Annotated in this window: 21 protein-coding genes; 12 read left to right on the forward strand and 9 right to left on the reverse strand. The window is 73.2% G+C overall.

Annotated features, from left to right (window positions below):
- The first annotated feature begins 12 nt into the window (after positions 1-12).
- Together N5I75_RS03945 and N5I75_RS03950 are read left to right on the forward strand one after the other, a co-directional pair.
- Positions 13-1,116 (forward strand): winged helix DNA-binding domain-containing protein, encoded by a 1,104-nt coding sequence (locus tag N5I75_RS03945; protein WP_476674312.1) that lies wholly within the window; start codon positions 13-15, stop codon positions 1,114-1,116.
- 101 nt (positions 1,117-1,217) lie between these two features.
- Positions 1,218-2,393 carry a helix-turn-helix domain-containing protein gene (locus tag N5I75_RS03950; protein WP_476674314.1) on the forward strand — a complete coding sequence of 392 codons (1,176 nt, stop codon included), beginning with the start codon at positions 1,218-1,220 and terminating at the stop codon, positions 2,391-2,393.
- Positions 2,394-2,449: 56 nt separating this feature from the next.
- Here the strand turns inward: N5I75_RS03950 and N5I75_RS03955 are convergent, their stop codons facing one another.
- A complete protein-coding gene (locus tag N5I75_RS03955) occupies positions 2,450-3,694 on the reverse strand; it encodes a globin domain-containing protein (protein WP_476674740.1) in 1,245 nt (414 codons plus the stop codon).
- A 124-nt stretch (positions 3,695-3,818) separates the two neighbouring features.
- A complete protein-coding gene (locus N5I75_RS03960; RefSeq protein WP_476674316.1) occupies positions 3,819-4,262 on the reverse strand; it encodes a cupin domain-containing protein in 444 nt (147 codons plus the stop codon).
- A 164-nt stretch (positions 4,263-4,426) separates the two neighbouring features.
- On the opposite strand from N5I75_RS03960, the gene N5I75_RS03965 reads away from it, so the two are divergent.
- The gene (locus tag N5I75_RS03965; RefSeq protein WP_476674318.1) at positions 4,427-4,756 is read left to right on the forward strand and encodes a WhiB family transcriptional regulator; all 330 of its coding nucleotides are present in this window, start codon (positions 4,427-4,429) and stop codon (positions 4,754-4,756) included.
- A gap of 238 nt (positions 4,757-4,994) precedes the next feature.
- On the opposite strand, the gene N5I75_RS03970 is transcribed toward N5I75_RS03965, so the two are convergent.
- A complete protein-coding gene (locus N5I75_RS03970) occupies positions 4,995-6,440 on the reverse strand; it encodes a sensor histidine kinase (RefSeq protein ID WP_476674742.1) in 1,446 nt (481 codons plus the stop codon).
- Positions 6,441-6,463: 23 nt separating this feature from the next.
- Entirely contained in the window at positions 6,464-7,177 is a 714-nt protein-coding gene (locus tag N5I75_RS03975; RefSeq protein WP_476674320.1) for a response regulator transcription factor, read from the reverse strand.
- Positions 7,178-7,400: 223 nt separating this feature from the next.
- On the opposite strand from N5I75_RS03975, the gene N5I75_RS03980 reads away from it, so the two are divergent.
- The 4 genes from N5I75_RS03980 (at position 7,401) to N5I75_RS03995 (ending at position 11,515) form a co-directional block, all read left to right on the forward strand.
- Positions 7,401-8,738, forward strand: a complete 1,338-nt coding sequence (locus N5I75_RS03980) for a ferredoxin reductase family protein (RefSeq protein WP_476674322.1) — start codon at positions 7,401-7,403, stop codon at positions 8,736-8,738.
- A 25-nt stretch (positions 8,739-8,763) separates the two neighbouring features.
- Positions 8,764-9,210 (forward strand): FMN-binding protein, encoded by a 447-nt coding sequence (locus N5I75_RS03985; protein WP_476674323.1) that lies wholly within the window; start codon positions 8,764-8,766, stop codon positions 9,208-9,210.
- Positions 9,211-9,232: 22 nt separating this feature from the next.
- Positions 9,233-9,949, forward strand: coding sequence for an FAD:protein FMN transferase (locus N5I75_RS03990; RefSeq protein WP_476674744.1), 717 nt, complete (start codon positions 9,233-9,235; stop codon positions 9,947-9,949).
- A 207-nt stretch (positions 9,950-10,156) separates the two neighbouring features.
- A complete protein-coding gene (locus N5I75_RS03995) occupies positions 10,157-11,515 on the forward strand; it encodes a phosphatase PAP2 family protein (RefSeq protein ID WP_476674746.1) in 1,359 nt (452 codons plus the stop codon).
- Here the strand turns inward: N5I75_RS03995 and N5I75_RS04000 are convergent.
- Positions 11,512-12,003: an NUDIX hydrolase gene (locus N5I75_RS04000; protein WP_476674325.1), complete on the reverse strand. Its 492-nt coding sequence runs from the start codon at positions 12,001-12,003 to the stop codon at positions 11,512-11,514. The genes N5I75_RS03995 and N5I75_RS04000 overlap by 4 nt on opposite strands.
- Positions 12,004-12,178: 175 nt before the next feature.
- On the opposite strand from N5I75_RS04000, the gene N5I75_RS04005 reads away from it, so the two are divergent.
- Positions 12,179-14,314: an acyltransferase family protein gene (locus N5I75_RS04005; protein ID WP_476674327.1), complete on the forward strand. Its 2,136-nt coding sequence runs from the start codon at positions 12,179-12,181 to the stop codon at positions 14,312-14,314.
- Between the two features lie 7 nt (positions 14,315-14,321).
- Here N5I75_RS04005 and N5I75_RS04010 read toward each other — a convergent pair whose 3' ends face one another.
- The gene (locus tag N5I75_RS04010; RefSeq protein ID WP_476674329.1) at positions 14,322-15,563 is read right to left on the reverse strand and encodes a glycosyltransferase; all 1,242 of its coding nucleotides are present in this window, start codon (positions 15,561-15,563) and stop codon (positions 14,322-14,324) included.
- Positions 15,564-15,746: 183 nt separating this feature from the next.
- Between N5I75_RS04010 and N5I75_RS04015 the strand changes: the two genes are divergently transcribed.
- Positions 15,747-16,481: a D-Ala-D-Ala carboxypeptidase family metallohydrolase gene (locus tag N5I75_RS04015; RefSeq protein ID WP_476674331.1), complete on the forward strand. Its 735-nt coding sequence runs from the start codon at positions 15,747-15,749 to the stop codon at positions 16,479-16,481.
- A gap of 51 nt (positions 16,482-16,532) precedes the next feature.
- On the forward strand, positions 16,533-17,441 hold the full coding sequence (locus N5I75_RS04020) for a bifunctional helix-turn-helix transcriptional regulator/GNAT family N-acetyltransferase (protein ID WP_476674333.1): 909 nt from the start codon (positions 16,533-16,535) through the stop codon (positions 17,439-17,441).
- 14 nt (positions 17,442-17,455) lie between these two features.
- On the opposite strand, the gene N5I75_RS04025 is transcribed toward N5I75_RS04020, so the two are convergent.
- Positions 17,456-18,349, reverse strand: coding sequence for an LLM class F420-dependent oxidoreductase (locus N5I75_RS04025; protein WP_476674335.1), 894 nt, complete (start codon positions 18,347-18,349; stop codon positions 17,456-17,458).
- Between the two features lie 298 nt (positions 18,350-18,647).
- Between N5I75_RS04025 and N5I75_RS04030 the strand changes: the two genes are divergently transcribed.
- On the forward strand, positions 18,648-20,669 hold the full coding sequence (locus N5I75_RS04030; RefSeq protein ID WP_476674337.1) for a hypothetical protein: 2,022 nt from the start codon (positions 18,648-18,650) through the stop codon (positions 20,667-20,669).
- A 70-nt stretch (positions 20,670-20,739) separates the two neighbouring features.
- On the opposite strand, the gene N5I75_RS04035 is transcribed toward N5I75_RS04030, so the two are convergent.
- Complete coding sequence (locus N5I75_RS04035) at positions 20,740-20,913, reverse strand: CsbD family protein (protein ID WP_476674339.1); 174 nt, start codon at positions 20,911-20,913, stop codon at positions 20,740-20,742.
- Between the two features lie 236 nt (positions 20,914-21,149).
- On the opposite strand from N5I75_RS04035, the gene N5I75_RS04040 reads away from it, so the two are divergent.
- Entirely contained in the window at positions 21,150-21,320 is a 171-nt protein-coding gene (locus N5I75_RS04040) for a hydrophobic protein (protein ID WP_223775182.1), read from the forward strand.
- 119 nt (positions 21,321-21,439) lie between these two features.
- On the opposite strand, the gene N5I75_RS04045 is transcribed toward N5I75_RS04040, so the two are convergent.
- Positions 21,440-21,841, reverse strand: coding sequence for an ATP-binding protein (locus N5I75_RS04045; protein ID WP_476674341.1), 402 nt, complete (start codon positions 21,839-21,841; stop codon positions 21,440-21,442).
- Positions 21,842-21,989 lie beyond the last annotated feature (148 nt).

Here is a 21,989-nt window from a genome sequence, read left to right on the forward strand (position 1 = left end):
TGTGAGAACCCCATGACCGTGCTCGACAGCCGCGCCCTCAACCGGGCCTCCCTCGCCCGCCAACACCTGCTCACACGCGCAGACACCTCCGTCTCCGCGGCCGTGGCCCACCTGTGCGGACTGCAGGCGCAGGAGCCGCAGGAGCCGTTCGTCGGGCTGTGGTCGAGGCTCGCCGCTTTCGCACCCGGTCAGCTGGACGACGCGTTGACCGGCCGCACCGTGGTGCGCACCCACCTCATGCGCCGCACCGTCCACCTCGTGACGGCCGAGGACGCGCTCGCGTGGCGGGCCAGGCACGACGCCATGCTCCGCCAGCGCGTCCTCGGCACCTACCGCCAGGAGCTGGCGGGCGTCGACCTGGCGGAGGCCGCCGCGGCGGCCCGCGCGGTCATGGCCGACGAACAGCCGCGCACCATGGCCGAGTTGGTGCAGGCCGTCCGCGAGCGCTGGCCGGACCCGCCCCGGCGGGCCCTCGGTGAACTGCTCGTCGCCGCCCTCGTGCCCATGGCCCAGCTCCCACCCCGCGGCCTGTGGCGGCGGACCGCGGGCGTCCGCAACCTGCCCCTGGCCACCTGGCTGGGGCGGGACATCGACCCCCTGCCCGAAGACGACGGCATCGACCCCGTCGGGCAGCGTCTCCTGCGCCGCTACCTCGCCGCCCACGGCCCGGCCTCCACCGCCGACCTGCGCGCCTGGTGCGGCCTGGCCGGTCTCCCCGCCGCCGTCAGAGCCGTACGGGAGGAGCTCGTGGCCTTCCGCGACGAACGCGGCCGCGAACTCCTCGACCTGCCCGACGCGCCGCGCCCGGACCCGGACACCCCGGCCCCGGTCAGGTTCCTGCCCGCGTTCGACAACGCCGTCCTCGGCTACCGCGACCGGAGCCGCATCATCGACGACGACCACCTCGGCCTGTCCGTCGCCGGACACCGCGTGGTCCTCGTCGACGGCCGCGTCGCGGCGACCTGGACCGTGCGCGACGACCGCCGCCCGGAGGTCAGCCCGCTGCGCCCCCTCACCACCGCCGAGCGGAAGGCCGTCGACGCCGAGGCCGACGCGCTGGCCGGCTTCCTGAACGAGCAGGTCGTCATACCGCCCGTTTCACCCGTACGGTCCTGACCGGCCCGGACGTTGCCTTTTTACAGTGGCATATGCCGCACGTTCCCAAGGGCACCGTCCCGTCAACGGACAGGGAGTCCCGTCAACGGACAGGGAATCGTATGACCATCCCCCCACAATCACCGCGCACGGCGACCGACCATTACGTGGCACCGCTCCGCCAGATCGCCCGTCACCTGCAGCGCACCCGCCCCGCCCTCACCGCCCGCATCGCCGAGTGCGCGATCCCCGCGCCTCCCGGATCGCCACCCCTGACCGACGCCATGGACGACCTGTGGCTGTGGCTCGACATCCTGGCCGGCACGCTGCCGCCGACCGAGGTGGATCACCGGTTCCGCCTCCTCGGCCAGGAGTACGCCCGCAAGGACGTCCGCCCCGAGGACGCCATCGTGCTCCAGCACACGTGTGTCGCCGTGCTGCGCCAAGTCGTCGCCGAGCAGACCCGGTTCGTGCGCCCCGCCCAGGACGGCGCCGCCGCCATACGGGCCTTCGACGCGGTGACCCACCGCTGCTCGGGACCGGCCGTCACCGCGATCGCCGAGGCCTACCGCGCCGTACGCGCCCGTACCTCACACCCGCCGGAAGAGGGCCGCGCCGGGCCCGCGCCGGCAGTCCGCGCGCTGATGCGAGCCGCCGGTGACACGGTCCTCCCGCGACTGCCCGAGGACGTCCGGACCCCCTTGCGCTGGTGCCTGGTCAGCCGGCTCGACTCCGCCGCGCTCGCCGAGGAGGCGGTGCTGGAGCTGCGGAGCGCCAACCCGGGCACCCTGGCCGCCGCGCTCGACCGGACGCTCGTCGCCTACCAGCACGAGCGGCCCGCACTGCCCGACGGGTTCCCGCCCAGCGGCCTCGCCGCCGTCGAGACCTCGCCGGAACAGGCCGCCCGCTACGCCGGCATCTGCGCCGGCCTCGCCCACGACTACCGTCACCCGCTCGTCGACGCCCGGCAGATCCGGCCGCTCATCCCCGCGCTCGACCAACGCCCGCCCGAGCGCCAGGAGTTCCTCACCGCCTGCCTCGGACCGCTCTACACCGACGAACAGAACGCCCACCTCGTCCAGACGCTACGGGCCTACCTCACCCACGGGCTGCGCTCCGCCCCGGCCGCCCGCAGTCTCTTCATCCACCGCCACACCATGACGTACCGGCTGCGCTGCATCAGGGAGCTGACCAGCCTCGACCTCGACCGGCCGCTCCACCGGCTCCAGGCGGAGGTCGCCCTGTTCTTCCTGGCGGAGGACGAGCGCCGCGGGCGCGTCCCGTGCGCCGGGAACTGAGGCGGTCCGGTGGCTCGGCCCGGCGCGACCCGGCCGGGCCGAGCCACCGGGTGTGTCTACTTGCTGAGCCAGAGGTCGGGGCCGAACACCTCGTAGTGGATGGCCGCGGGGCCGATCCCGTGGGCCAGCAGGTCGCCGCGGACCGCCTGCATGAACGGCAGCGGACCGCACAGGAAGGCGGTGGTGTCCGCGGGCAGTGCGAGGCCGGTGACGTCGGCCCAGCCTTCGCGTACACGTACTTCTTGGGGGAACGGCTCGCCCGGTTCACCGGCATTGGTCTCGTCCCACTCTCCGGCACCGTTCTCGTACCACAGGTGCAACGAAGCGTGTGACAGCCGGCCCACCAGTTCGGTCAGTTCGAGCCGGTGGGCGTGCTGGGCGGGGGAGCGGTCGGCGTGGACGACGACGACCGGGCGGTCCGGCGAGACGGTGGCCAGATGGTCGAGCATGGAGAGCATGGGCGTGGTGCCGATGCCCGCGGAGGCGAGCAGCAGCGGGGAGTCGCCGTCGGGGAGCACGAGGTCGCCGAAGGGCAGCGACACCTGAAGGGTCAGGCCCACTCGTGCGTGGGTGTGCAGCCAGGTCGACACCTCGCCCTCGGGGAACTGCCCGTCGGCCGAGCGCTCCCGCTTCACGGTGACGCGCCAGGTCTTGCGGCCGGGCGCCGTGGTGAGGCTGTACTGGCGTATCTGCCGTGCCCCGTCCGGGAGTTCGACCTGGACGCTGATGTACTGGCCCGGCAGGAACGGCTCGCTGGGGAGCCCGTCGGGGCGGCGCAGGACGAGTGACGCGGTGTCGGCCGTCTCCTCGGTGCGCTCGGCGATCTCCATGTCGCGCCACACGACCCCGTCCCCGACACCGGCCTCGGCGTACAGGCGGGCCTCCATCGCGATGAGCGCGTTGGCCATCAGCCAGTACACCTCGTCCCAGGCGGCGGCCACGGCCGGGGTGACGGCGTCGCCGAGGACCTCCTTGACCGCGCCGAGCAGATGACGGCCCACGAGCGTGTACTGGTCGGACGTGATCCCTAATGAGGCGTGTTTGTTGGCGATGCGGCCGAGCACGGCGTCCGGGCGTTCGTCGGGGCGCTCCACGAGCGCGGTGGCGAAGGCAGCCACCGCGCCCGCGAGCGCCTCGCGCTGCGCCCCGTTGGCCTGGTTGGCGCGGTTGAACAGGCCGCGCAGCAGGTCGGGGCGCTCCTGGAACATGCGCGTGTAGAAGAGTTCGGTGCTGGCACCGAGGGAGGCTCCGACCGCAGGGAGCGTGGCACGGACGACCGGTGCCGACTGTGAGGAGAGCAAGGTGACCCCTATCGCTGTGTGCGACATGCGTACCTGTTACGCACCGCAACACCTTAGGGAGAAGGGGTCAGCCGGGTGCGTGGCGCGTTTTACCGGGGGTGTGTTTCCGGCCGCTGACGCACCGTCACCCGAAGTCACACCCCGGATTGGGCGCGTCCTGCGCGAAGGGGGCGCCGTGCGGCAGCACATAGAGAACATCGAGGACGACGTCGGCGGTGCCACGGTTCAGGCCCAGATGCACATGATCGGCGCCGGACGGTTCCTTGAGTGAACTCCCCTTCTTGTAGACGCCGTCCGAGGCGCAGGTGGCGTCGAAGTGGCTGAGAGTGCCCTGTCTCACGAAGCCGTACAAGGTGCCGTCGTGGTAGTGCCAGCCGGTGCCCTGTCCGGGCGGGACGGTTATCTCGCGCAGGATGTAGTCCCGGTCGCCGACGGTGGTGCGGGCGATGAGCTTCGCGGTGACGCCGGGGCCGCCGGGTGTCGCGTGGGCGGTGGTGGCGGTGGCGGCGGACAGAGCGAGGGTGGCGCATGCGGTGCCGATCACTGCCAGACGTGACAGAGGGCGCATGACGGTCCTTTCCGGGACGGTTCTCTGAGGGGAAAACGGTGTCGGACAGTGTGTGGTGCGGAGCGGGCGCTGTCTATGGAGCGAGCCTGGCTCGGCGATGTCACAGAACCGGCGACCGATCTGTCTTCAGAAGCAGAGAGCGGGCTGCGCACGGGAGGAAGCTCATGGACGGACATGGCACGGATCGACACGGGGCGGACCGGCCTGCGGCGGACGGGCCTGCGGCGGACTGGCGTGAGGCGGCCGCGTGCCAGGGTCTGGACCCCGACCTCTTCTTCCCGATCGGCAACGGCACCGGTTTCGCCGTCCTCGTACAGATCGACGAGGCCAAGGAGGTCTGCCGCACCTGCCCCGTGGTACGGCAGTGCCTGCGATGGGCCATGAACTCCGGGTTCGTGGACGGCATCTGGGGCGGCACCACGGAGGAGGAACGACGCGCCGTGCGACGACGCGGGGTGCGCGGCCGGCCGGGACCGGGGACGACGGCCGCCTGAGCGTCCGGCGAACTCGGAAGTTCGCGGAGTCGCGCAGGCGCGCGGCGGCCCGAGTCCGGCCCCGACACGGTCGGCCGCACCGCGCTGACCTCCCGGATCGGCTACGTCGCGCTGCTCGCGGGCCCGCCCGCGCTCGGCTTCCTCGGCGAACACCACGGGCTGCGCGCCGTGATGGTCCCGGTGCTGCTCCTGATGCTCGTCGCCGCCGCGCAGGCACCGGCCACCGCCGTGGCACCCGTCAGGAAGGAAGCGGCAGCCGCACCGTGAACACCGTCGACCCCGGCCGGCTGGTGAGGGTCAGCGTGCCGCCGTGCGCGTGGGTGAGGGAGCGGGCGACCGAGAGGCCGAGCCCGCTGCCACCGCGCTCGCGGGTGCGGGCCTTGTCGACGCGGTAGAAGCGGTCGAAGACCTTCGCCCGGTCGGCGGGCGGGATGCCGGGCCCCGCGTCCTCGATCCGCACCACCGCCGTGTCCCGCTCCCGCACGACCTCCACGGACACATGTGTGCCGGCGGGTGTGTGCACGGCCGCGTTGGCGAGCAGGTTGTCGAGCACCTGCCGGACGCGGTCCGCGTCGACGCGCAGCCGCAGCGGGGCCGCGCCCGGCGGAACCGTCACCGTGAGCGGGCGGCCGGGGTTCCCGGCCCGGAACGCGGCGGCGGCCTCCTCGGCCAGCTCCACGAGGTCCGCGTCGCGCAACCGGAGCGGCGCGTCCATCTCGGCCGCGTCGAGCCGCGCGAGCAGCAGCAGGTCGTCGAGGAGCACCCCCATGCGGGCGGCTTCGGCGCGCAACCGTGCCAGGTGTTTGTCGCGTTCCTCGGGCGCGTTGGCCGCCGCGTACTGGAAGAGGTCGGCGTAACCCCGTACGGACATGAGCGGGGTCCGCAGCTCGTGCGAGGCGTCGGCGACGAAGCGGCGCAGCCGCTGTTCGGCCTCCGCGCGGACGGCGAGGGAGTCGTCGATGTGTTCCAGCATCGTGTTGAACGCGGCCCGCAACTCCTCGACCTCGGGCCCTCCGCCCCGCTTGTCGGCGCGGACCGGCAGCCGGGCCGCGGACTCGGTGAGGTCGTGCGAGGCGATGCCGTGCGCGGTGTGGGCCATGTCGCTGAGCGGGTTCAGGCCACGGCGCAGCATGCGGCGGCCGAACTCCACGAGCGCGGCCAGCGCCAGCGCGAACGCGACGACCTGGACCCCGATCAGCCGCCGCAACGTGTCGTCGATGTCATGGGTCGGCGCCGCGCTGACCAGCACCACTCCGGGCTCCACGGCGCAGGCCCGCAGCCGGTACTCGCCGTCGCCGTCGAGGTGCACGGTGCGCAGCACCTCGGTGCGGTCGGAGATCTGTGTCTCGGCCAGGGAGGTGAGCGGCGCGATGTCGCGGGGCAGGTCGCCGCGTTCCTCGGGGGAGCGCAGCTCGGCGGTGCGGCCCGACACGTCGTACACGGCGTAGTACCAGCGGTAGTACTTCTTGCCCTGGAGCGTGCCGTTCGCCGCGATGCTCTTGGACTGGGCGACCTGGGCGAGCCCGAGCTGGTCGTCGAGCTGGTGCGTCAGGTAGTCCCGCATGTACGTGGTCAGGGCGGTGCCGACGACGGCGAACACGACGAGGGCGAGGGCGCCGAGGCCGAGCGCGAGCCGGGTACCGAGCCGCAGCCGCCGATACGTGCCCCGCACCCGCACGAGCAACCTGCGCACACCTCGCACACGTGTCACTCGCTCGCCTGCCGTATGACGTAGCCGAAACCGCGCACCGTCTGGATCACCGGCGCCCCGCTGTCGTCGTCGTCCAGCTTGCGGCGCAGGCGGCTGACGACCAGTTCCACGACGTTCGAGCGCCCGCCGAAGCCGTACTCCCAGACGTGGTCGAGGATCTGCGCCTTCGTCATGACGGTCGGCGACTTGCGCATCAGGAAGCGCAGCACCTCGTACTCGGTGGGGGTGAGGGTCAGGGAGCGCTCGCCGTGGCGCACCTCGTGGGTGTCCTCGTCCATCGACAGCTCGCCGATCCGCAGCACGGACCGCTGGAAGTCAGGCCCGGCGCTGCGCCGCAGGACCGTGCGCAGGCGTGCCATCAGCTCCTCCACCGCGAACGGTTTGACCAGGTAGTCGTCGCCGCCCCGGGTCAGCCCCGCCACCCGGTCGGCGACCGCGTCCCGCGCGGTGAGAAAGACCACCGGCACCATCGTGCCCGCCGCCCGCAGCCGGTCGAGGACGCCGAAACCGTCCACCCCCGGCAGCATCAGGTCGAGCACCACGATGTCCGGCCGGAACTCGCCGGCCAGCGTCAGCGCCTCCTCGCCGGAGTTCGCGGTGACGGCGTCCCAGCCCTCGTAGCGGGCGACGGTCGCGACGAGATCGGCGATCGGGGGGTCGTCGTCGACGACCAGGAGGCGCACTTTTTCCACCCGTTCATAGTGCGTCATGCCGCAGGTCGGACCGTGTGCCCCGGCTCACACAGCGGGCTCATTGATAAGGAGTTGTCAGCAGTCCGACAGGTTCCCGACAGCTTCCCCGGGCCAAGCTCGAAAGCGCCCCGCCCGACAGACCCCGGCGCCCCCGCCCGACAGACCCCGGCGCCTCCGCCGCACGACCCAGCCGTCCCCCGCCGCACGACCCAGCCGTCCCCCACCAAGGAGCTGCCGTCCCGTGACGACCGTCCAGTCACCCTCCGCGCCGCCCACGGCGATACGCCCCAGAGTGGTGGCCCGCACGGGCCTTTACGCGGTGCTCGCCGCCAACGCCTCCGTCGTCGCCTGGTTCTTCGCCCAGGCGGGCTTCGCCTCCAACGCGCTCATCGTCATCGGCCGCCTCGCCGGCCTCTACAGCGCGCTGGTCATGGCGTTCCAGCTGGTCCTCGTGGCACGGCTGCCCTGGCTCGACCGCCGCATCGGCATGGACCGCCTCACCAGTTGGCACCGCTGGACCGGCTTCGCCCTGCTGTGGTCGCTGCTCGCCCACGCCGTCTTCATCGGCTTCGGCTACGCGGACGGCGCGGGCGTCGGGCCCGTCACGGAGATCGTGGACCTCGCCGAGACGACGGAAGGCGTCCTGCGCGCGGTCGTCGCCCTCGGCCTCATCCTCGTCGTCGGCGCGGTCTCCGCCCGCTGGGCCCGCCGCCGTCTCGCCTACGAGACCTGGCACTTCATCCACCTGTACACGTATGTCGCCGTGGTGCTCGCCTTCACCCATCAGGTCGCGGTCGGTACGACGTTCACGTCGTCGTCCGTCGCCACCGCGTACTGGTACGCGCTGTGGGGCGTGGCCCTCGGCGCGGTCCTCGTCGGCCGCGTCGTCCTGCCGCTGTGGCGCAACCAGCGCCATCAGTTCCGCGTCTCGGCCGTCGTCCCCGAGTCGGACAACGTGGTCTCCGTGCACATCACCGGCCGTGATCTCGACCAACTCCCCGCCCAGGCAGGCCAGTTCTTCCTGTGGCGATTCCTGACCAAGGGCCGCTGGTGGCAGGCCAACCCGTTCTCGCTCTCCGCCGCACCTGACGGCCGCGGCCTGCGCCTGACCGCGAAGGCGGTGGGGGAGGGCAGCGCGAACCTGCGACACCTGAAGCCCGGCACACGTGTCTTCGCGGAGGGCCCGTACGGGGCTTTCACCGCCCTGCACCGGACGCGGAGCGCGTCACTGCTCATCGCGGGCGGTGTCGGTGTCACCCCGATCCGCGCGCTCCTGGAGGACCTGGACGGCCACACCGTCGTCATCTACCGGGTCGCCGCCGAGCGCGACGCCGTCCTCCACGACGAACTGCGCGGCCTCGCCCTCGCCAAGGGCGCCGAGCTGCACCTGGTGACGGGCCCGCCCGTCCCCGACCGGCTCGCGCCGCGCGAACTGGCCCGCCTCGTGCCCGACCTCGCCGACCGCGACGTCTTCCTGTGCGGGCCGCCGCCGATGATGAACGCCGTCCTGCGCACGCTCGGCGATCTCGGCGTGCCCAAGGAACAGATCCACTTCGAGCGCTTCAGCCTGGCCGACTGACGCCGACGACCACGAGGAAGCAGACGTGAAGCGAACCGTCCCCCGCGCCATACCCGTCGTCGCCTTCAGCATCGTCGGCCTGGTCGCCGTCTGGCGCTACGAGCCCTCCGTCGCCGGTACGACGGCGACGGAGGCCGTCGTGGAGCCCGCCGCCCCGGTGCCCTCGGCGTCCGCCTCGGCCCCGACCGGATCCTCGTCGTCCTCGGCGTCGTCCCAGGTGGTCACCGGGTCGACCATCACGACGGAGAAGGGACCGGTCCAGGTCCAGGTCACCTTCGAAGGTGACAGGATCACCGCCGTGAAACTGCTCCAGCAGCCCAACCACCCGCAGACGGCGGCGGCCGTACCGAAGCTGGTGGCCCAGACGCTGGAGGTCCAGAGCGCCGACGTCGACACGGTCACCGGCGCGACGATCACCAGCGACGCCTACGCGGAGTCCCTGCAAGCGGCGCTCGACGCGAAGGGCGCCTGACGTGCGCCGCGTCGAGCACGTCATGGGCTTCCCGGTCTCCTTGCGGATCGACGACGAGGACGTACCGGGGACGATGGGGGACGCCGCCGACGCCGTCTTCGCGTGGCTGCGCGAGGTCGACGAACGGTTCAGCCCCTTCAAGCCCTGCAGCGAGGTGTCGTCCTACGGCCGCGGCGAACTGGCCCCGCACGAGCTGAGCGAGGACCTCACGGAGGTGCTCGACCTGTGCGAGCGCTACCGGGCCGCGACGGGCGGCGCGTTCGACACCCGCCTGCCGGGACGCGGCTTCGACCCCTGCGCGGTGGTCAAGGGCTGGTCGGTGCAGCGCGCCGCGCAGTCGTTGCGCGCGGCGGGTGTGCGGCGGTTCTGCCTCAACGCCGGGGGCGACGTCGTCGTCTCCGGCGGGCCCTGGCGGGCGGGGGTCCGCCACCCGGAACACGCCGGCAAGCTGTGCGCCGTACTCGACCTGACCGACAACGCGGTCGCCACCTCCGCCCGCTACGAGCGCGGCGACCACATCATCGACGGCCGCACCGGACGCCCGGCCACGGGCCTGCTCAGCGTGACGGTCGTGGCCGCCACCCTGACCGAGGCGGACGCGGTCGCCACCGCGGCGTTCGCGCTCGGCGGCGAGGGGGCCGAGTGGGCCGCGGCCCTGCCCGGGTGCGAGGTGTTCGCCGTGGACGCCGGGGGAGGGGTACTGCGGACGGACGGCTTCCCGCTCCACGCGAGAAGCTGACGGCCCTGGCGCGCCGGTGGTCCCGCCGCCCGCGCCCGGCGCCTGGTGAGCCATATGTGTGTGTCCGCGTCGCCCGGTAGGGTGAGCCGACTTGGTCACATGTCGGACACATGAATAAGCGGCGAAAAATTGAGATCAACGGTTACGCGTGAGCTTTCGCGAAGACGCGGCAGCGACGGGGCCGACGCACGGCGTCGGCTCCGCACCCTGCTGTGGAGCACGGCGGGGGTCGTGACGCTCGGTTTCCTCATCACCCTGGAGATCGTCGCGCGCCGCTACGGCGAATCCGGCCCCTTCACCCTCGGAGGGCGGGAGCTGATCCTCGCTCCCGCGTCGGGGCCCCTGCTGTACGTCAGCATGGCGCTGATGATGGTCGTCCTGCCCTGGCGGCAGCGGTTCATCGCGTTCGGCGCCGCGGTCGGCATCGACGTGATCTTCTGGCTCGTACGGTGGGGCGTCGACGCCAAGATGATGTTCGGCAACGGGGCGCTCATCGTCACCCTCGCCTTCGGCGTCCTCGCCCTGACCCGCCGCAAGGGCGAGGAACGCACCCTGCTGCTCAAGGGCGTCGGCCTCGCCCTGCTGCTCCTCGCGGGCCGCAAGACCGGCGACACCTGGCTGATGATCACGTGGAAGACGCAGCCCACGGTCCTCGATCCGTACGTGGCCGTCGCCGACCACGCGCTCGGCGAACCCTCGTGGCTGGTCGGCCGGCTTGTCGAGGCGACGGGCAGCGTCGGCGCGCATGTCCTGGACTGGGTCTACGTCCAGCTCGCCGCCTGCGCGGTCGTCGTCGCCCTGTACCAACTGCGCCATGTGACGAAGGCGCGCCGCTTCCCGCGCCACCACCTGCTGCGCACCTTCCTCGTCATCGGCCTGCTCGGCCCCGGCATCTACATGATCTTCCCGGTCGTCGGACCGGTCTACGCCTACGGCACCGAGGGCGGCATCTGGGCGGCGGCCAACCTGTGGCCGCACACGCTCCCGGCGCTCACCGCGCCGCACCCCATACCGTTCGACGACATCACCCCGCGCAACTGCATGCCCAGCCTGCACACCGCCTGGTCCACCGCGATCTTCCTGCACTCCCGCAGAGGCCCGCTGCTGCTGCGCTGCGTCGGAGCGTTCTGGCTGGTCGCCACGCTCGCCGCGACGCTCGGGTTCGGCTACCACTACGGGGCGGACATCGTGGCCGGAGTCGTCTTCACGCTCACCATCGAGACGGCCCTGCGCACCTTCGACCGCGCCCGCCGACGCGACGGGACCGTGCTCGTGGCCTACGGCGCCACCATCTTCACGGCGCTGCTCCTCGCCTACCGCTACCTGCCGATGACGATGGCCGAACACCCCTGGCTCTTCGGCCCGCTGATGATCCTGTCGATGCTCTCGGTGATCCTCGGCTACATGTGGCTCACGCGCCGCTGGAGGCAGGAGGACGCGGAGAACGCCACGCTGACGCCCCACCTCCCCGCACCCCGCAACGAACCGAGCCCCGCCCTCGCCCCCCACCCCGACACAACCCCGGACGACCCGACCGGTCCGAGAGAACCGGCCGGGCTGGCCTAGGCACGTCCTACGACCCCGGCGACGAGATCATGGATCAGGAACTCGCCGGGGCGCCGATTCTCCTTGAGCCGCTCCAGATCACCGGGCCCGAACCACCCGTACGCCGTGTGCTTCCCCGCCTCCAGAACGGGCCGTGCCAGATCCCCGTCGACCTCGACAAGGAAGTCGGCCTCGTGCCGCAGCCCGGCACCGTCGTCCCCACGCCAGGTGCTGACGCCGAGCAGTCGGCACACCTGACGCAACCGCCACCCGGTCTCCTCCGCGATCTCGCGCGCGAGCGCCTCCAACAAGGTCTCTCCGGGCTCGACATGGCCGCCCACGATGTCCCAGGTGTCGGGGAAGAGACGGCGGTCCGGGCCGCGCCTCTGGGCGAACGCCCTGCCGTCGTCGTCCAGGATGACGGCGCCGACCGTCCACACCTCTCCGGGCGCGGGGACGGGCATCTCGACGGCGGCAGCCACGGTGAAGGACCGGTCGTGTGCGGGCATGGCCGACACCCTAGGCCGCCGGGTTTCTGAACTCGGGTCGAACGGTGGAAGGAGCCCGGGTCACGCCGGGTCGGAGAAGCGGGGAACTCCTGGGATCGGGTGCAACTGCCCGGTTGTCACGTCTGTCCCATGAGGTGCCCCGCATCACCGTGCACCGTGAGAAAGACGTAAGCCCGTGACCCAAGCACTCCTGCTGCCAGGACAGCGCCGGCCCAGAACGAGACCGGCGAGCCACCCGCCGGGCGGGGGCGCGGGCAGGCGCGCGGACATCCAAGGGCTGCGGGCCGTCGCCGTCACGCTCGTCGTCCTCTCGCACGCAGGAGTGCGCCGGTTCAGCGGCGGCTACGTCGGCGTCGACGTCTTCTTCGTCATCTCCGGCTTCCTCATCACCTCCCTGCTCGCCCGCGAACTGCACCGCACAGGCCGCGTATCCCTGCCCCGCTTCTACGCCCGCCGCGCCCTGCGCCTGCTGCCCGCCGCGACGTTCGTCGCGGTCGTGACGCTGGCCGGGGCGTACCTCTTCCTCTCGAAGGCCCGCTTCGCCGCATACGTGGGCGACGCGGCAGCCAGCGCCCTGTACGCGGTCAACATCCGGCTCGCGGTGTCCGGCACCGACTACCTCCAGGCGACCGACCCGCCGTCCCCCTTCCAGCACTTCTGGTCCCTCGCCGTCGAGGAACAGTTCTACGTCGTATGGCCGCTGGTCCTGGCGACGGCGTACCTGGCCGCGCGACGCCACCGCCGGGCCGGACGCACGGCCCTGTCGTCGTCGACGGTGGTCACCGCCGCCATCGCCGCCGTCCTTCTGGCGCTCTCGTTCGCCCTGAGCGTCCGCACGACACCCGGCTCCCCGTCCTGGGCCTACTTCGGCTCGCACACGCGCGCGTGGGAGCCGGCCGCCGGGGCGCTGCTCGCCCTCTGCGCCCACCGCCTGCGCTCCCTGCCGCCGCTGCTCGCGGGGGCGCTGTCCTGGACGGGACTCGCGGCGATCGTCGGCGCGGCGCTCACCTTCGACGACGCCACCCCGTTCCCCGGGTACGCGGCGCTGGTCCCCGTCGCGGGCACGGTGCTCGTTCTCGCGGGAGGCTGCGTCCCGAGCCGGTACGGCGCCGAACTCGTCCTGCGCCAGCGGCCGTCGACCTGGATCGGCGGCCTCTCCTACGGCTGGTACCTGTGGCACTGGCCGCTGCTCGTCATCCTGCCCGTCGCCCTGGACCGCCCGACGGCGGGCGTGCGCGCCCGGCTCGCCATGGCGGCGTGCGCCCTGCTCCTGGCCTGGCTGACGCTGCGGCTGGTGGAGAACCCCGTACGGTTCGGCGCCGCGTTCCGGGACCGTCCGCGCCGGGCGCTCGGCCTCGGGGCCGCGCTCACGTCCGGGACCGTCGCGCTCGCGCTGCTCGCCGCGCTCTTCCCGCCCGCGATCGACTCGGGCCGCCCCGCGCCGCGACTGGCCGAGGCCCTCGACCGGGCGCCGGACGCGCGGGCACGCCTGTCCCAGTTGCTCGCCGCCGACAACGACGTCGTACCGAGCAACCTCTCGCCCGGCCTCACCGGGATCAAGGCGGTGCGGTCCGCGGTGTACCGGGACGGCTGCCATGTCGGCCTGGGCTCGGTCAGCGTGCCGCCCTGCGTCTACGGCGACGCCGCGTCCGACACCACGGTGGTGCTCTTCGGCGACTCGCACGCGGCCCAGTGGTTCCCCGCCGTCGAACGCCTCGCGCGCGAACGCCACTGGCGGCTCGTCTCGTTGACGAAAGCCTCGTGCAAGGTCGCCGATGTCACGACGGTCAGCGACGGCGGGCCGTACACCGCGTGCGACACCTGGCGCGCGAAGGTGCTCGCCCGCATCGCGCGGCTGCGGCCCGCCCTCGTCATCGCCTCCTCCTCCGCCGCGGGCGGCCTCGCGCACCCGGAGGCCGGGGGAGCGGTACGGCAGTGGACGGCAGGTTTCACGCGCACGTACCGGGCGCTCCGCGCGAGTGGCGCCCGCGTGGCGGCGCTCCTCGACACCCCGTGGCCCGGCGCGGACGCGGTGGACTGCGCGGGGACGCACCCGCTCGACCTGCGACGGTGCGCGGTGACCCCGGGCCGCGCGGCGAAGGACCCGCGCCGGGCCGCCGCCGTCCGCGCCGCGGCGACCGCGACCGGTGCCGAGCCCGTCGACCCCGGCCGCTGGCTGTGCGCGCCGAAGGTGTGCCCGGTCCTGGTGGCCGACACGCTCGTCTACCGCGACGACGGCCACATGGCGGAAGGCTACGCGCGAGCCCTGGCCCCGGTGCTCGGCGCCGAACTCGCCCGCACCATGCGCTAAGGCTGTCTCAGGCGAGCCGCTCGACCGCGTCGAGCACCCGCCGCGCGCCGTCCTCCCCAGCCAGGCGCGCGGCGACGCGCCCGGCCCGCTCGCGCAGCGCCGGTTCGCGTACGGCCTCGGCGATCGCGTCGCCCAGCCGGTGCGCGCTGAGCCGCTGGTGGCGCACCGGCCGCGGGGCCACCCCGAGGGCGTGCAGGCGGGCGGCCCAGAAGTGCTGGTCGAGCTGGACGGGGACGGGCACGGCGGGGACCCCGGCGCGCAGACCGGCGGCGGTGGTCCCCGCACCGGCGTGGTGGACGGCGGCGGCGGTCCGGGGGAGCAGCCATGCGTGCGGCACCTCCCGCACCGTGATGACGTCGTCGCTCTCGACGCGCAGGCCGCTCCAGCCCGCCTGGACGACGCCGCGCACCTTCGCCCGCCGCATGGCCGCGCCGATCAACCCGCTCAACCGTTCCGCGTCGGCGGTGACGAAGCTGCCGAACCCGGCGAAGACGGGCGGCGGACCCGAGGCGAGGAAGTCGACAAGCCGCGGTTCGGGCCGCCAGTCCGGCGGGACCGCGGGCCACCAGTACCCGCAGACGTCGTGCCCCGCGGGCCAGTCGCGCGGGCGGGGCACGACATGCGCGCTGAAGCCGTGCAGCACCTGACGCCCCGGCGGCATCCGCTCCGGACGGCCGAACCTCCGCACCGGCAGGCCGAGTTCGCGGCGCAGGTCGCGCAGGGCCGGGCCGAAGATACGGTCGGTCCCGGCCTGGAGGGCGTGGCCGCCCAGCAGGTTGCCGTACGGGCCGAGGGAGCGGGCGCCGGTGAGGACCGGGGCGAAGACCGTGGTCGGGTGGATCGGCTGCAGGTAGACACCGAGAGCGGGAACGCGCAGGGCCTCGCCGAGCGTCGCGCACAGGGGGTCGGTGACGGTGGAGCTGAGCAGCACGTCGGCGCCCTCCCGCACGGCGTCGCGGACCCCGGCGGTCAGTCGCGGCATGAAGGCCCGCGCCATCCGGATCAGCCGCGCCATCTGCACGGCCGGGGTGACCGCCCGCGCCACTCCCTGACCGTCCGCGGACGCCAGTTCGCCGCGCGGGTCCACCGGCAGCGCCCGGAAGCCGAGCCCGTGCGCGGTCACCGCGGACCGGAACCGTTCGTGCGTGGCGAGCGCCACCTCATGGCCCGCGGCGCGCAGCCGCACCCCCAGACCGGTGTAGGGGGCCACGTCGCCCCAGCTCCCCGCCGTCACGATCAGTACGCGCATGGGAGCAGCATGTCAGTCCCCGGGGCCGGGGCCGTGACCCCGGCGAGGACGTGTCGAGCGTCGGGGTCGATCGGGAGGACCCCATGGTTCGCAAGGGGTGAGCGGCCCTATTGACGCGCGTAGCGCGAGCGCGGCAGTGTCAGGGGTTCCGTACCTCACCCCACGCACGCCCCGGGAGACACTGTGTTCAGACGGCACCTGCGCGCCCTGCTCACGCTTGTCATGCTCGCCTCATTAACGGTGCTCGGCACCGCCGCCACGACCGGCACCGCCCACGCCGACGGCTGCTACACCTGGAACCGCACCCTCAGCCAGGGCGCCAGCGGCGAGGACGTGCGCCAGTTGCAGATCAGGGTCGCCGGATACCCCGGATACGGCGGAGTCATCGCCGTCGACGGACAGTTCGGGCCCGCCACGAAGGCCGCGGTCACCCGCTTCCAGCAGGCGTACGGCCTGGCGGCGGACGGCGTCGCGGGCACCAACACCTTCAACAAGCTGTACGCCCTCCAGGACAACGACTGCACGCCGGTCCACTTCACCTACGCGGAGATGAACCGCTGCAACTCCGACTGGTCCGGCGGCGCCGTCTCCGCGGCCGCCGCGAAGGCCAACGCGCTCCAGCAGATGTGGAAGCTGGAGGCCCTGCGCCACGCCCTCGGTGACCGCGCGCTGACCACCAGCAGCGGCTTCCGCTCCACCGCCTGCAACAACGCGGTCGGCGGCGCCGCCAACAGCAACCACCTCTACGGCCGCGGCATCGACCTCGTCGGCTCCCCGTCGTTCTGCGAGATCGTCAAGCAGGCCCGCAATCACGGCTTCAACGAGATCCTCGGCCCCGGCTACCCCGGCCACAGCGACCACGCCCACCTCGGCAGCCAGGGCTCGCGCTATTGGTCGGCGGCCAACTGCGGCATCTGAGAACGCACTTCGAGCTGGCCCTGCTGTTCATTCTCTGACTAGGGTCAGAGAATGAACAGCGAGCAGGTGGGCCAGGTGCGACGCTTCAACCGGACCGTCGCCGAACGCGTGGGCGTCCTGCACGACCAGTACCTCGGCGGCGTACGCCCCTACGGACAGGCCCGCCTGCTCTGGGAACTCGGCGGCGAGGGCGCCGCTCCCGCCGTCGACGTCCGCAGCCTGCGGGACCGGCTCGGCCTCGACTCCGGCTACGTGAGCCGGCTGCTGCGCGCGCTGGAGAACGACGGCCTCGTCACCGTCGCGCCCCACCCGCGCGACCGGCGGATCCGCACGGCGCGGCTCACCGCCGCCGGACGCGAGGAGCGCGCGCACCTCGACCACCGGAGCGACGCCCTCGCCACCACCCTCCTCGCACCCCTCGACGCCCGCCAGCGGTCCCGGCTGACCTCCGCCATGGCGGAGGTGGAGCGCCTGCTCACCGCCTCCGTGGTCTCCCTCGAAGTGCTCGATCCCGGCCACGCCGACGCCGCGCACTGCCTGCGCGCCTACGCCGCCGAGCTCCAGGACCTCTTCGAGAACGGCTTCGATCCCGCGCACAGCCTGCTCCCCGACCCCGCTGAACTGCGCCCGCCGCGCGGCCTGTTCCTCGTGGCCCGGCTGCACGGCGAGCCCGTCGGCTGCGGCGGGCTCCGGCTCCCGTCCGGCGCGCCCGCGGAGATCAAGCGGCTGTGGATCAGCCCCCGGACCCGCGGCCTCGGCCTCGCCCGGCGCCTCCTGGCCGAGCTGGAGGAGCGCGCGGCCCGGCACGGCAGCGACCGTGTACGCCTCGACACCAACAAGGCCCTGGCAGCCGCCACGCGCCTCTACCGCACGAGCGGCTACCGCGAGGTCCCCGCCTTCAACGACGAGCCGTACGCCCACCACTGGTTCGAGAAGGACATCGGTGGAGCCGCTCGGTAGAAGGCGGCCAGGACCTACAGGGCACCCTTGAACGCCTCGGCCAGCGCGCGCCACTGCTTCCGGGGCAGTCCGGGCCCGTCCTCGGCGGACGTCAGCACTTGCAGCGCGACATGGTCGGCCCCTGCGTCGACGTACTCCTGCGTCCGCGCCCGTACGCGGTCGGTGTCGCCCAGCGCGAAGAGGGCGTCGAGGAGCCGGACGCTGCCGCCGCCGTCGAAGTCGCTCTCGGAGAAGCCGAGGCGCAGCAGATTGTCCGTGTAGTTGGGCAGTCGCAGGTACATGCTGAGCATGGCGCGCGCGGTGGTGCGGGCCCGGTCGAGATCGGTGTCCACCACCACGGACAGCTCGGGGGCGAGCAGCGCGTCGGGCCCGAGGGCCTCCCGTGCCTGCGCCGTGTGCTCGGCCGTGACCAGATAGGGGTGGGCGCCCACGGCCCGGTCGGCGGAGAGCCGCAGCATCTTGGGGCCGAGCGCCGCCAGGACGCGGCGGTCGCCCGGTACGGGCGGGACGGCGGCGTCGAGCGCGTCGAGGTACTCCACCATCGTGCTGTAGGGCTTGGCGTACCCCCGCACCATCGGTCCGTGGCTGACACCGAGGCCGAGGACGAAACGGTCGCGGTCCGCCGCCGGCACGGCCGCGATCCGCTCCGCGACCTCCCGCGCCGTGTGGTCCCAGATGCTCAGGATGCCGGTGGCCACGGTGACCGTACGGGTGGCGGCGAGCGCCGCCGCGGCGTCGTCGGGGGAGGGGCTTCCGCCGAGCCAGACGGTGCCGTAGCCCAGCGCCTCGAGCTCGGCGAGGGCTTCCGTGATGCCTGTGCGTTCTTCCGGGCCGTCCGCGCGCCGCACGCTGAGAGCGCTGCTCCAGATGCCGATCCGCCCGAATGCCGTGTGCGCGTGTGAGGTCATGGTGTGATCAACCCTGCCCGCCCCCGGCTATTCCCGCCAACGGGGGGTTTCCGGCACGCGCGAAAGGATCGGTGGCGGGGCGGGCGGCAACCCTGGACACCACCCGACAGGTGCCGCCCGCCCGAACCACCGGCAGACCCGCGAACGGGGGGCGTGACGCAGGCCTGCTCACCACCCGGGTGCCCCTTGCGCAGCGGTGCACACGTCCCGCCTCCGGCGCGTTGCCGTGTGACCGTCGAACCGTCCGCTCGTTTGAAGGGTGACCGCACCACCCACCCTCTGACGCGGGAGCCCGACGATGCCGACCCTTCGCCCCGGCCGACCCCTCCTCCGTACCCGGATAGCCGCCGAGCGGGCGGAATCCGCTCTCGTCGAGCAGTACACCGGCCTCGTACGCCTGGCCTACCTCACCTTCCCGGCCGCGCTGTCGCGTCATCGCCGGGTGCTCATGGCCCACGCGGCCGCCCAGCACGCCCTGCCCGGCGCACGGAAGGCCCGTGTGCCGGGCCCTCGCACATCGGGCGACGGACCCGAGGTCGCGGCCGACGCGCTACGGGTACGGGTGCTGCGGGCCGCCCTCGCCGCCGCGCACCGCCCGGCGGGGTGGCCGGGCAAACTGCCACCGCCGCGCGCGCTGCTGCCGCGACTGCCCGTGGTGTGGGGGCTGCGGCTGTTCCCGCGCGCGGGCGGCGCCGAGGAGATCGCGCTCGGCCGGGCTCTCGCCGACGCCTCCGCACCGGCCAGGGCCGCGTTCGTGCTCCGCGCGATGGACGGCTTCTCCGACGAGCGCACCGAGGCGCTGCTCGGCGCAGCCGGTGTCCAGGAGCCGGGTGCGGCGGTGCGGGAGGCCGCGGGCCTCGACGCGCAGGCGGGCCCGGCCGCGGGCGCGCTGCTGCGCTCGCACGAGTTCGACGCCTGCCTGGTGCAGACCCGGCCGACGGACCTGGTGCGCCGCGCCCGCCGAGGAAGGGCGGCCTGGGCGGCCGGGGTCGTGGCCGCAGCCGTCGTGGCCGCGGCGCTCGTCGTCCCCGGTGACGACTCCGCACCGCCCGTACCGGACCGGTCCTCGTCCGCGGCGCGTGGCGTGCTCGACCCGGACCGGCTGACCCGCACCGCGGCGGACACCTGGGCGGACACCTCGCGGGTCGACTTCACGGCATGGCCCGCGAGGGGCGACAGGACGGACGACCGGTCGTTGCTGGAGCGGGCGCTGGGCGCCTGGGGCACGGCCGTCAGCTCGGGCGCCTCCGCCTCTGCCTCCACCTCTGCCTCAGCCGTCTCCTCCTCCGGCGCGTCCGCCGTACGGGTCACGGCGACGCCCTACACCCCGGTCGACGCCCCGCCGCGCCCGCCGCAACTGCTCTTCGCGGGCGAGGTCGGCGGTGCCACCCTGGTCCTCCTCAGCGACGGCGACCGGCTCGCCCGCTACACCGACGCGCGGGGCGACACGCGCGCGACGCTCGCCCTGGCCCGCGTTGACGACGCCGACGTGACGACGGCAGCCGCAGTGGTCCTGACCCGCGCCGGCGGAGCCGCCCGCTACCTCACCGCGCCCTGGATCACCGAGACGTCGACGCGCGACCTGCTGCGCCCCGACACCCTCGCCGAGAAGCTGCACGTGTCGAAGGACGGCGTGACCGACGCCGTGCCCGTCGCCGCCGCGGGGGACTGCGACCGCCGCCCGGTGCTCCAGCTCCGCTCCTCCGCACGGATCGTGGAGCACCACACCTTCCTGGTCACCGACCTCGGCGGGCTCTCACCCGTGCACCTCACCTACACGCCGCTGCCCGGCCACGGCACCCCGCCGCCGCGCCAGCCCCGCGAGGCCACCAGCGGCAAGGCCCTCCTCGCGTGGGCGCGCACCGCCTGCCGGCTCGCGCCGTGGGACGGCGGCACCGTACGCGCCGTGAACGCCTGGGACTTCGCCGAGCAGCAACTCCCCGAGGGCGGCGGACACGCGGTGTGGAGCTGTGCCCGCGCGTCCACCTGGCGCGGCCCCGGGGATGTCGCCCTGCTGCTGCGCAGGCCCTCCGCGTCGGTCACCGAGCCCGCCGAACTCGCGGGCCGGGCACGGAACACGGCCGCGTGCAGCCGGTTCGGGCAGCACGTGGTGGCGTCGGCCCGCTGGAAGTCGCCGAAGGACCACTGGTACCTCCTGGCCGCGGGCAGCCGCGCGGTGACCCGGATCGAGGCGAGCGGCGCCGTCGACACCGCGCGCTCCGCCCGCACGCTCGCCGTACGGGCGCCCGAGCGGGGCGCGGTGCGGGTGACGGCGCGGCTGGAGGACGGAGAACGGCTGACCGAGGTCGGCGCGGACTGAGACGACGACAGGGGCGGCCCCGTCGGACGGGGCCGCCCCTGCGGCTGAATGCGGAGTCTGGCGACTGGGCCTAGTGCTTGCCCAGGTCCTTCGTCTTCTCCTTGGTCTCACGGGCGTCGCCGCGCGTCTGCAGAGCGCGGCCCTTGGCGGCGAGGGACTTGTTGCCCATGGCGCGCCCGGTCGCCGCCGCGGCCGCCCCGGCCGCCTGCTCGGTCTTCGCCTTGGCCTTCTCACCGGCGCTCATAGTCGTTCACGCTCCTTGGCTGGACATCGTGTGCTGGGGTCCCGCTTGGCCGCTCAGCGGCCTGGCAAACGTGCTGGGCGCTCATGAAATCCCCGGTGTGCATCCCCGTGTATGACCTGACCGGAACGGGGCACTCCACGGGCCGGGCGCTTGCCCTCCCCTACGTGAAAGAAACGTGACCTTTGTGTGTTTGTAGGGGTGAGTTAAGAGCAGATGGTGGCCAGGAGGTAATAACAATGGTTCCCCTGCTTCTGGTTCTTCTTCTGGCTCTGATCCTCTTCGGCGCGGGCTTCGCACTGAAGGCACTGTGGTGGATCGCCGTCATCGTGCTCGTGGTGTGGCTGCTCGGCTTCGTGATCCGGCCCGCCGCGAGTGGCGGCCGCAAGGGCCGCTGGTACCGATGGTGACCCACGTATGAACACCTGAGACGGGGTGAGCCCCAGCCGATCCGGCTGGGGCTCACCCCGTTCGTGGTGCGATGTTCGTGATGCGATGCGCAGTTCGGTGGTCAGGATCAGGAACAGGATCAGGAGCGAGGCGGAGGCGCCAGTTCGGCGGTGATCGTCTTCCCGCCGGTGCTGTGCCGCTCGACGGTGACCGAACGGGCCAGACTCCGCACCATGAGCCAGCCGAAACCGCCGGGCACGGTGGGATCGTGGGGGAGCAGCAGCGGCTCTCGGGCGCTGCGGTCGCTGACCTGCACCACCAGCACGTGTGCGTGGACGCAGGCGCTGAAGCGGGTGATGCCGCCGCCGTGGCGCAGCGCGTTGGCCGCGAGCTCGCTGGCGATCAGCAATGCGTCCTCGTGCAGCCGGCGCGCCTGGTGCCGGGGCAGGCCCTCGCACAAGGGCAGCACGGCCGTACTGGTCTCGGCCCGCGCTTGTGAACAGGTCATGCGCTCCGTGAACGGCAGGGCGGGAGCGCTCATGGCGGCAACCTCCTTCGTACGTACATGCTTGCTCGGCTTTCTGCGTACTCGCTTGCCCGCCGACCGGTGGGGGCACACGCCGCCCGTGGCCGCGAGCGGGTGCCGTGCGCCGGTCGTACCCGTCCTGTGACGCCATCGGCACAGGCCG

Source organism: Streptomyces sp. R818, from assembly GCF_056172735.1.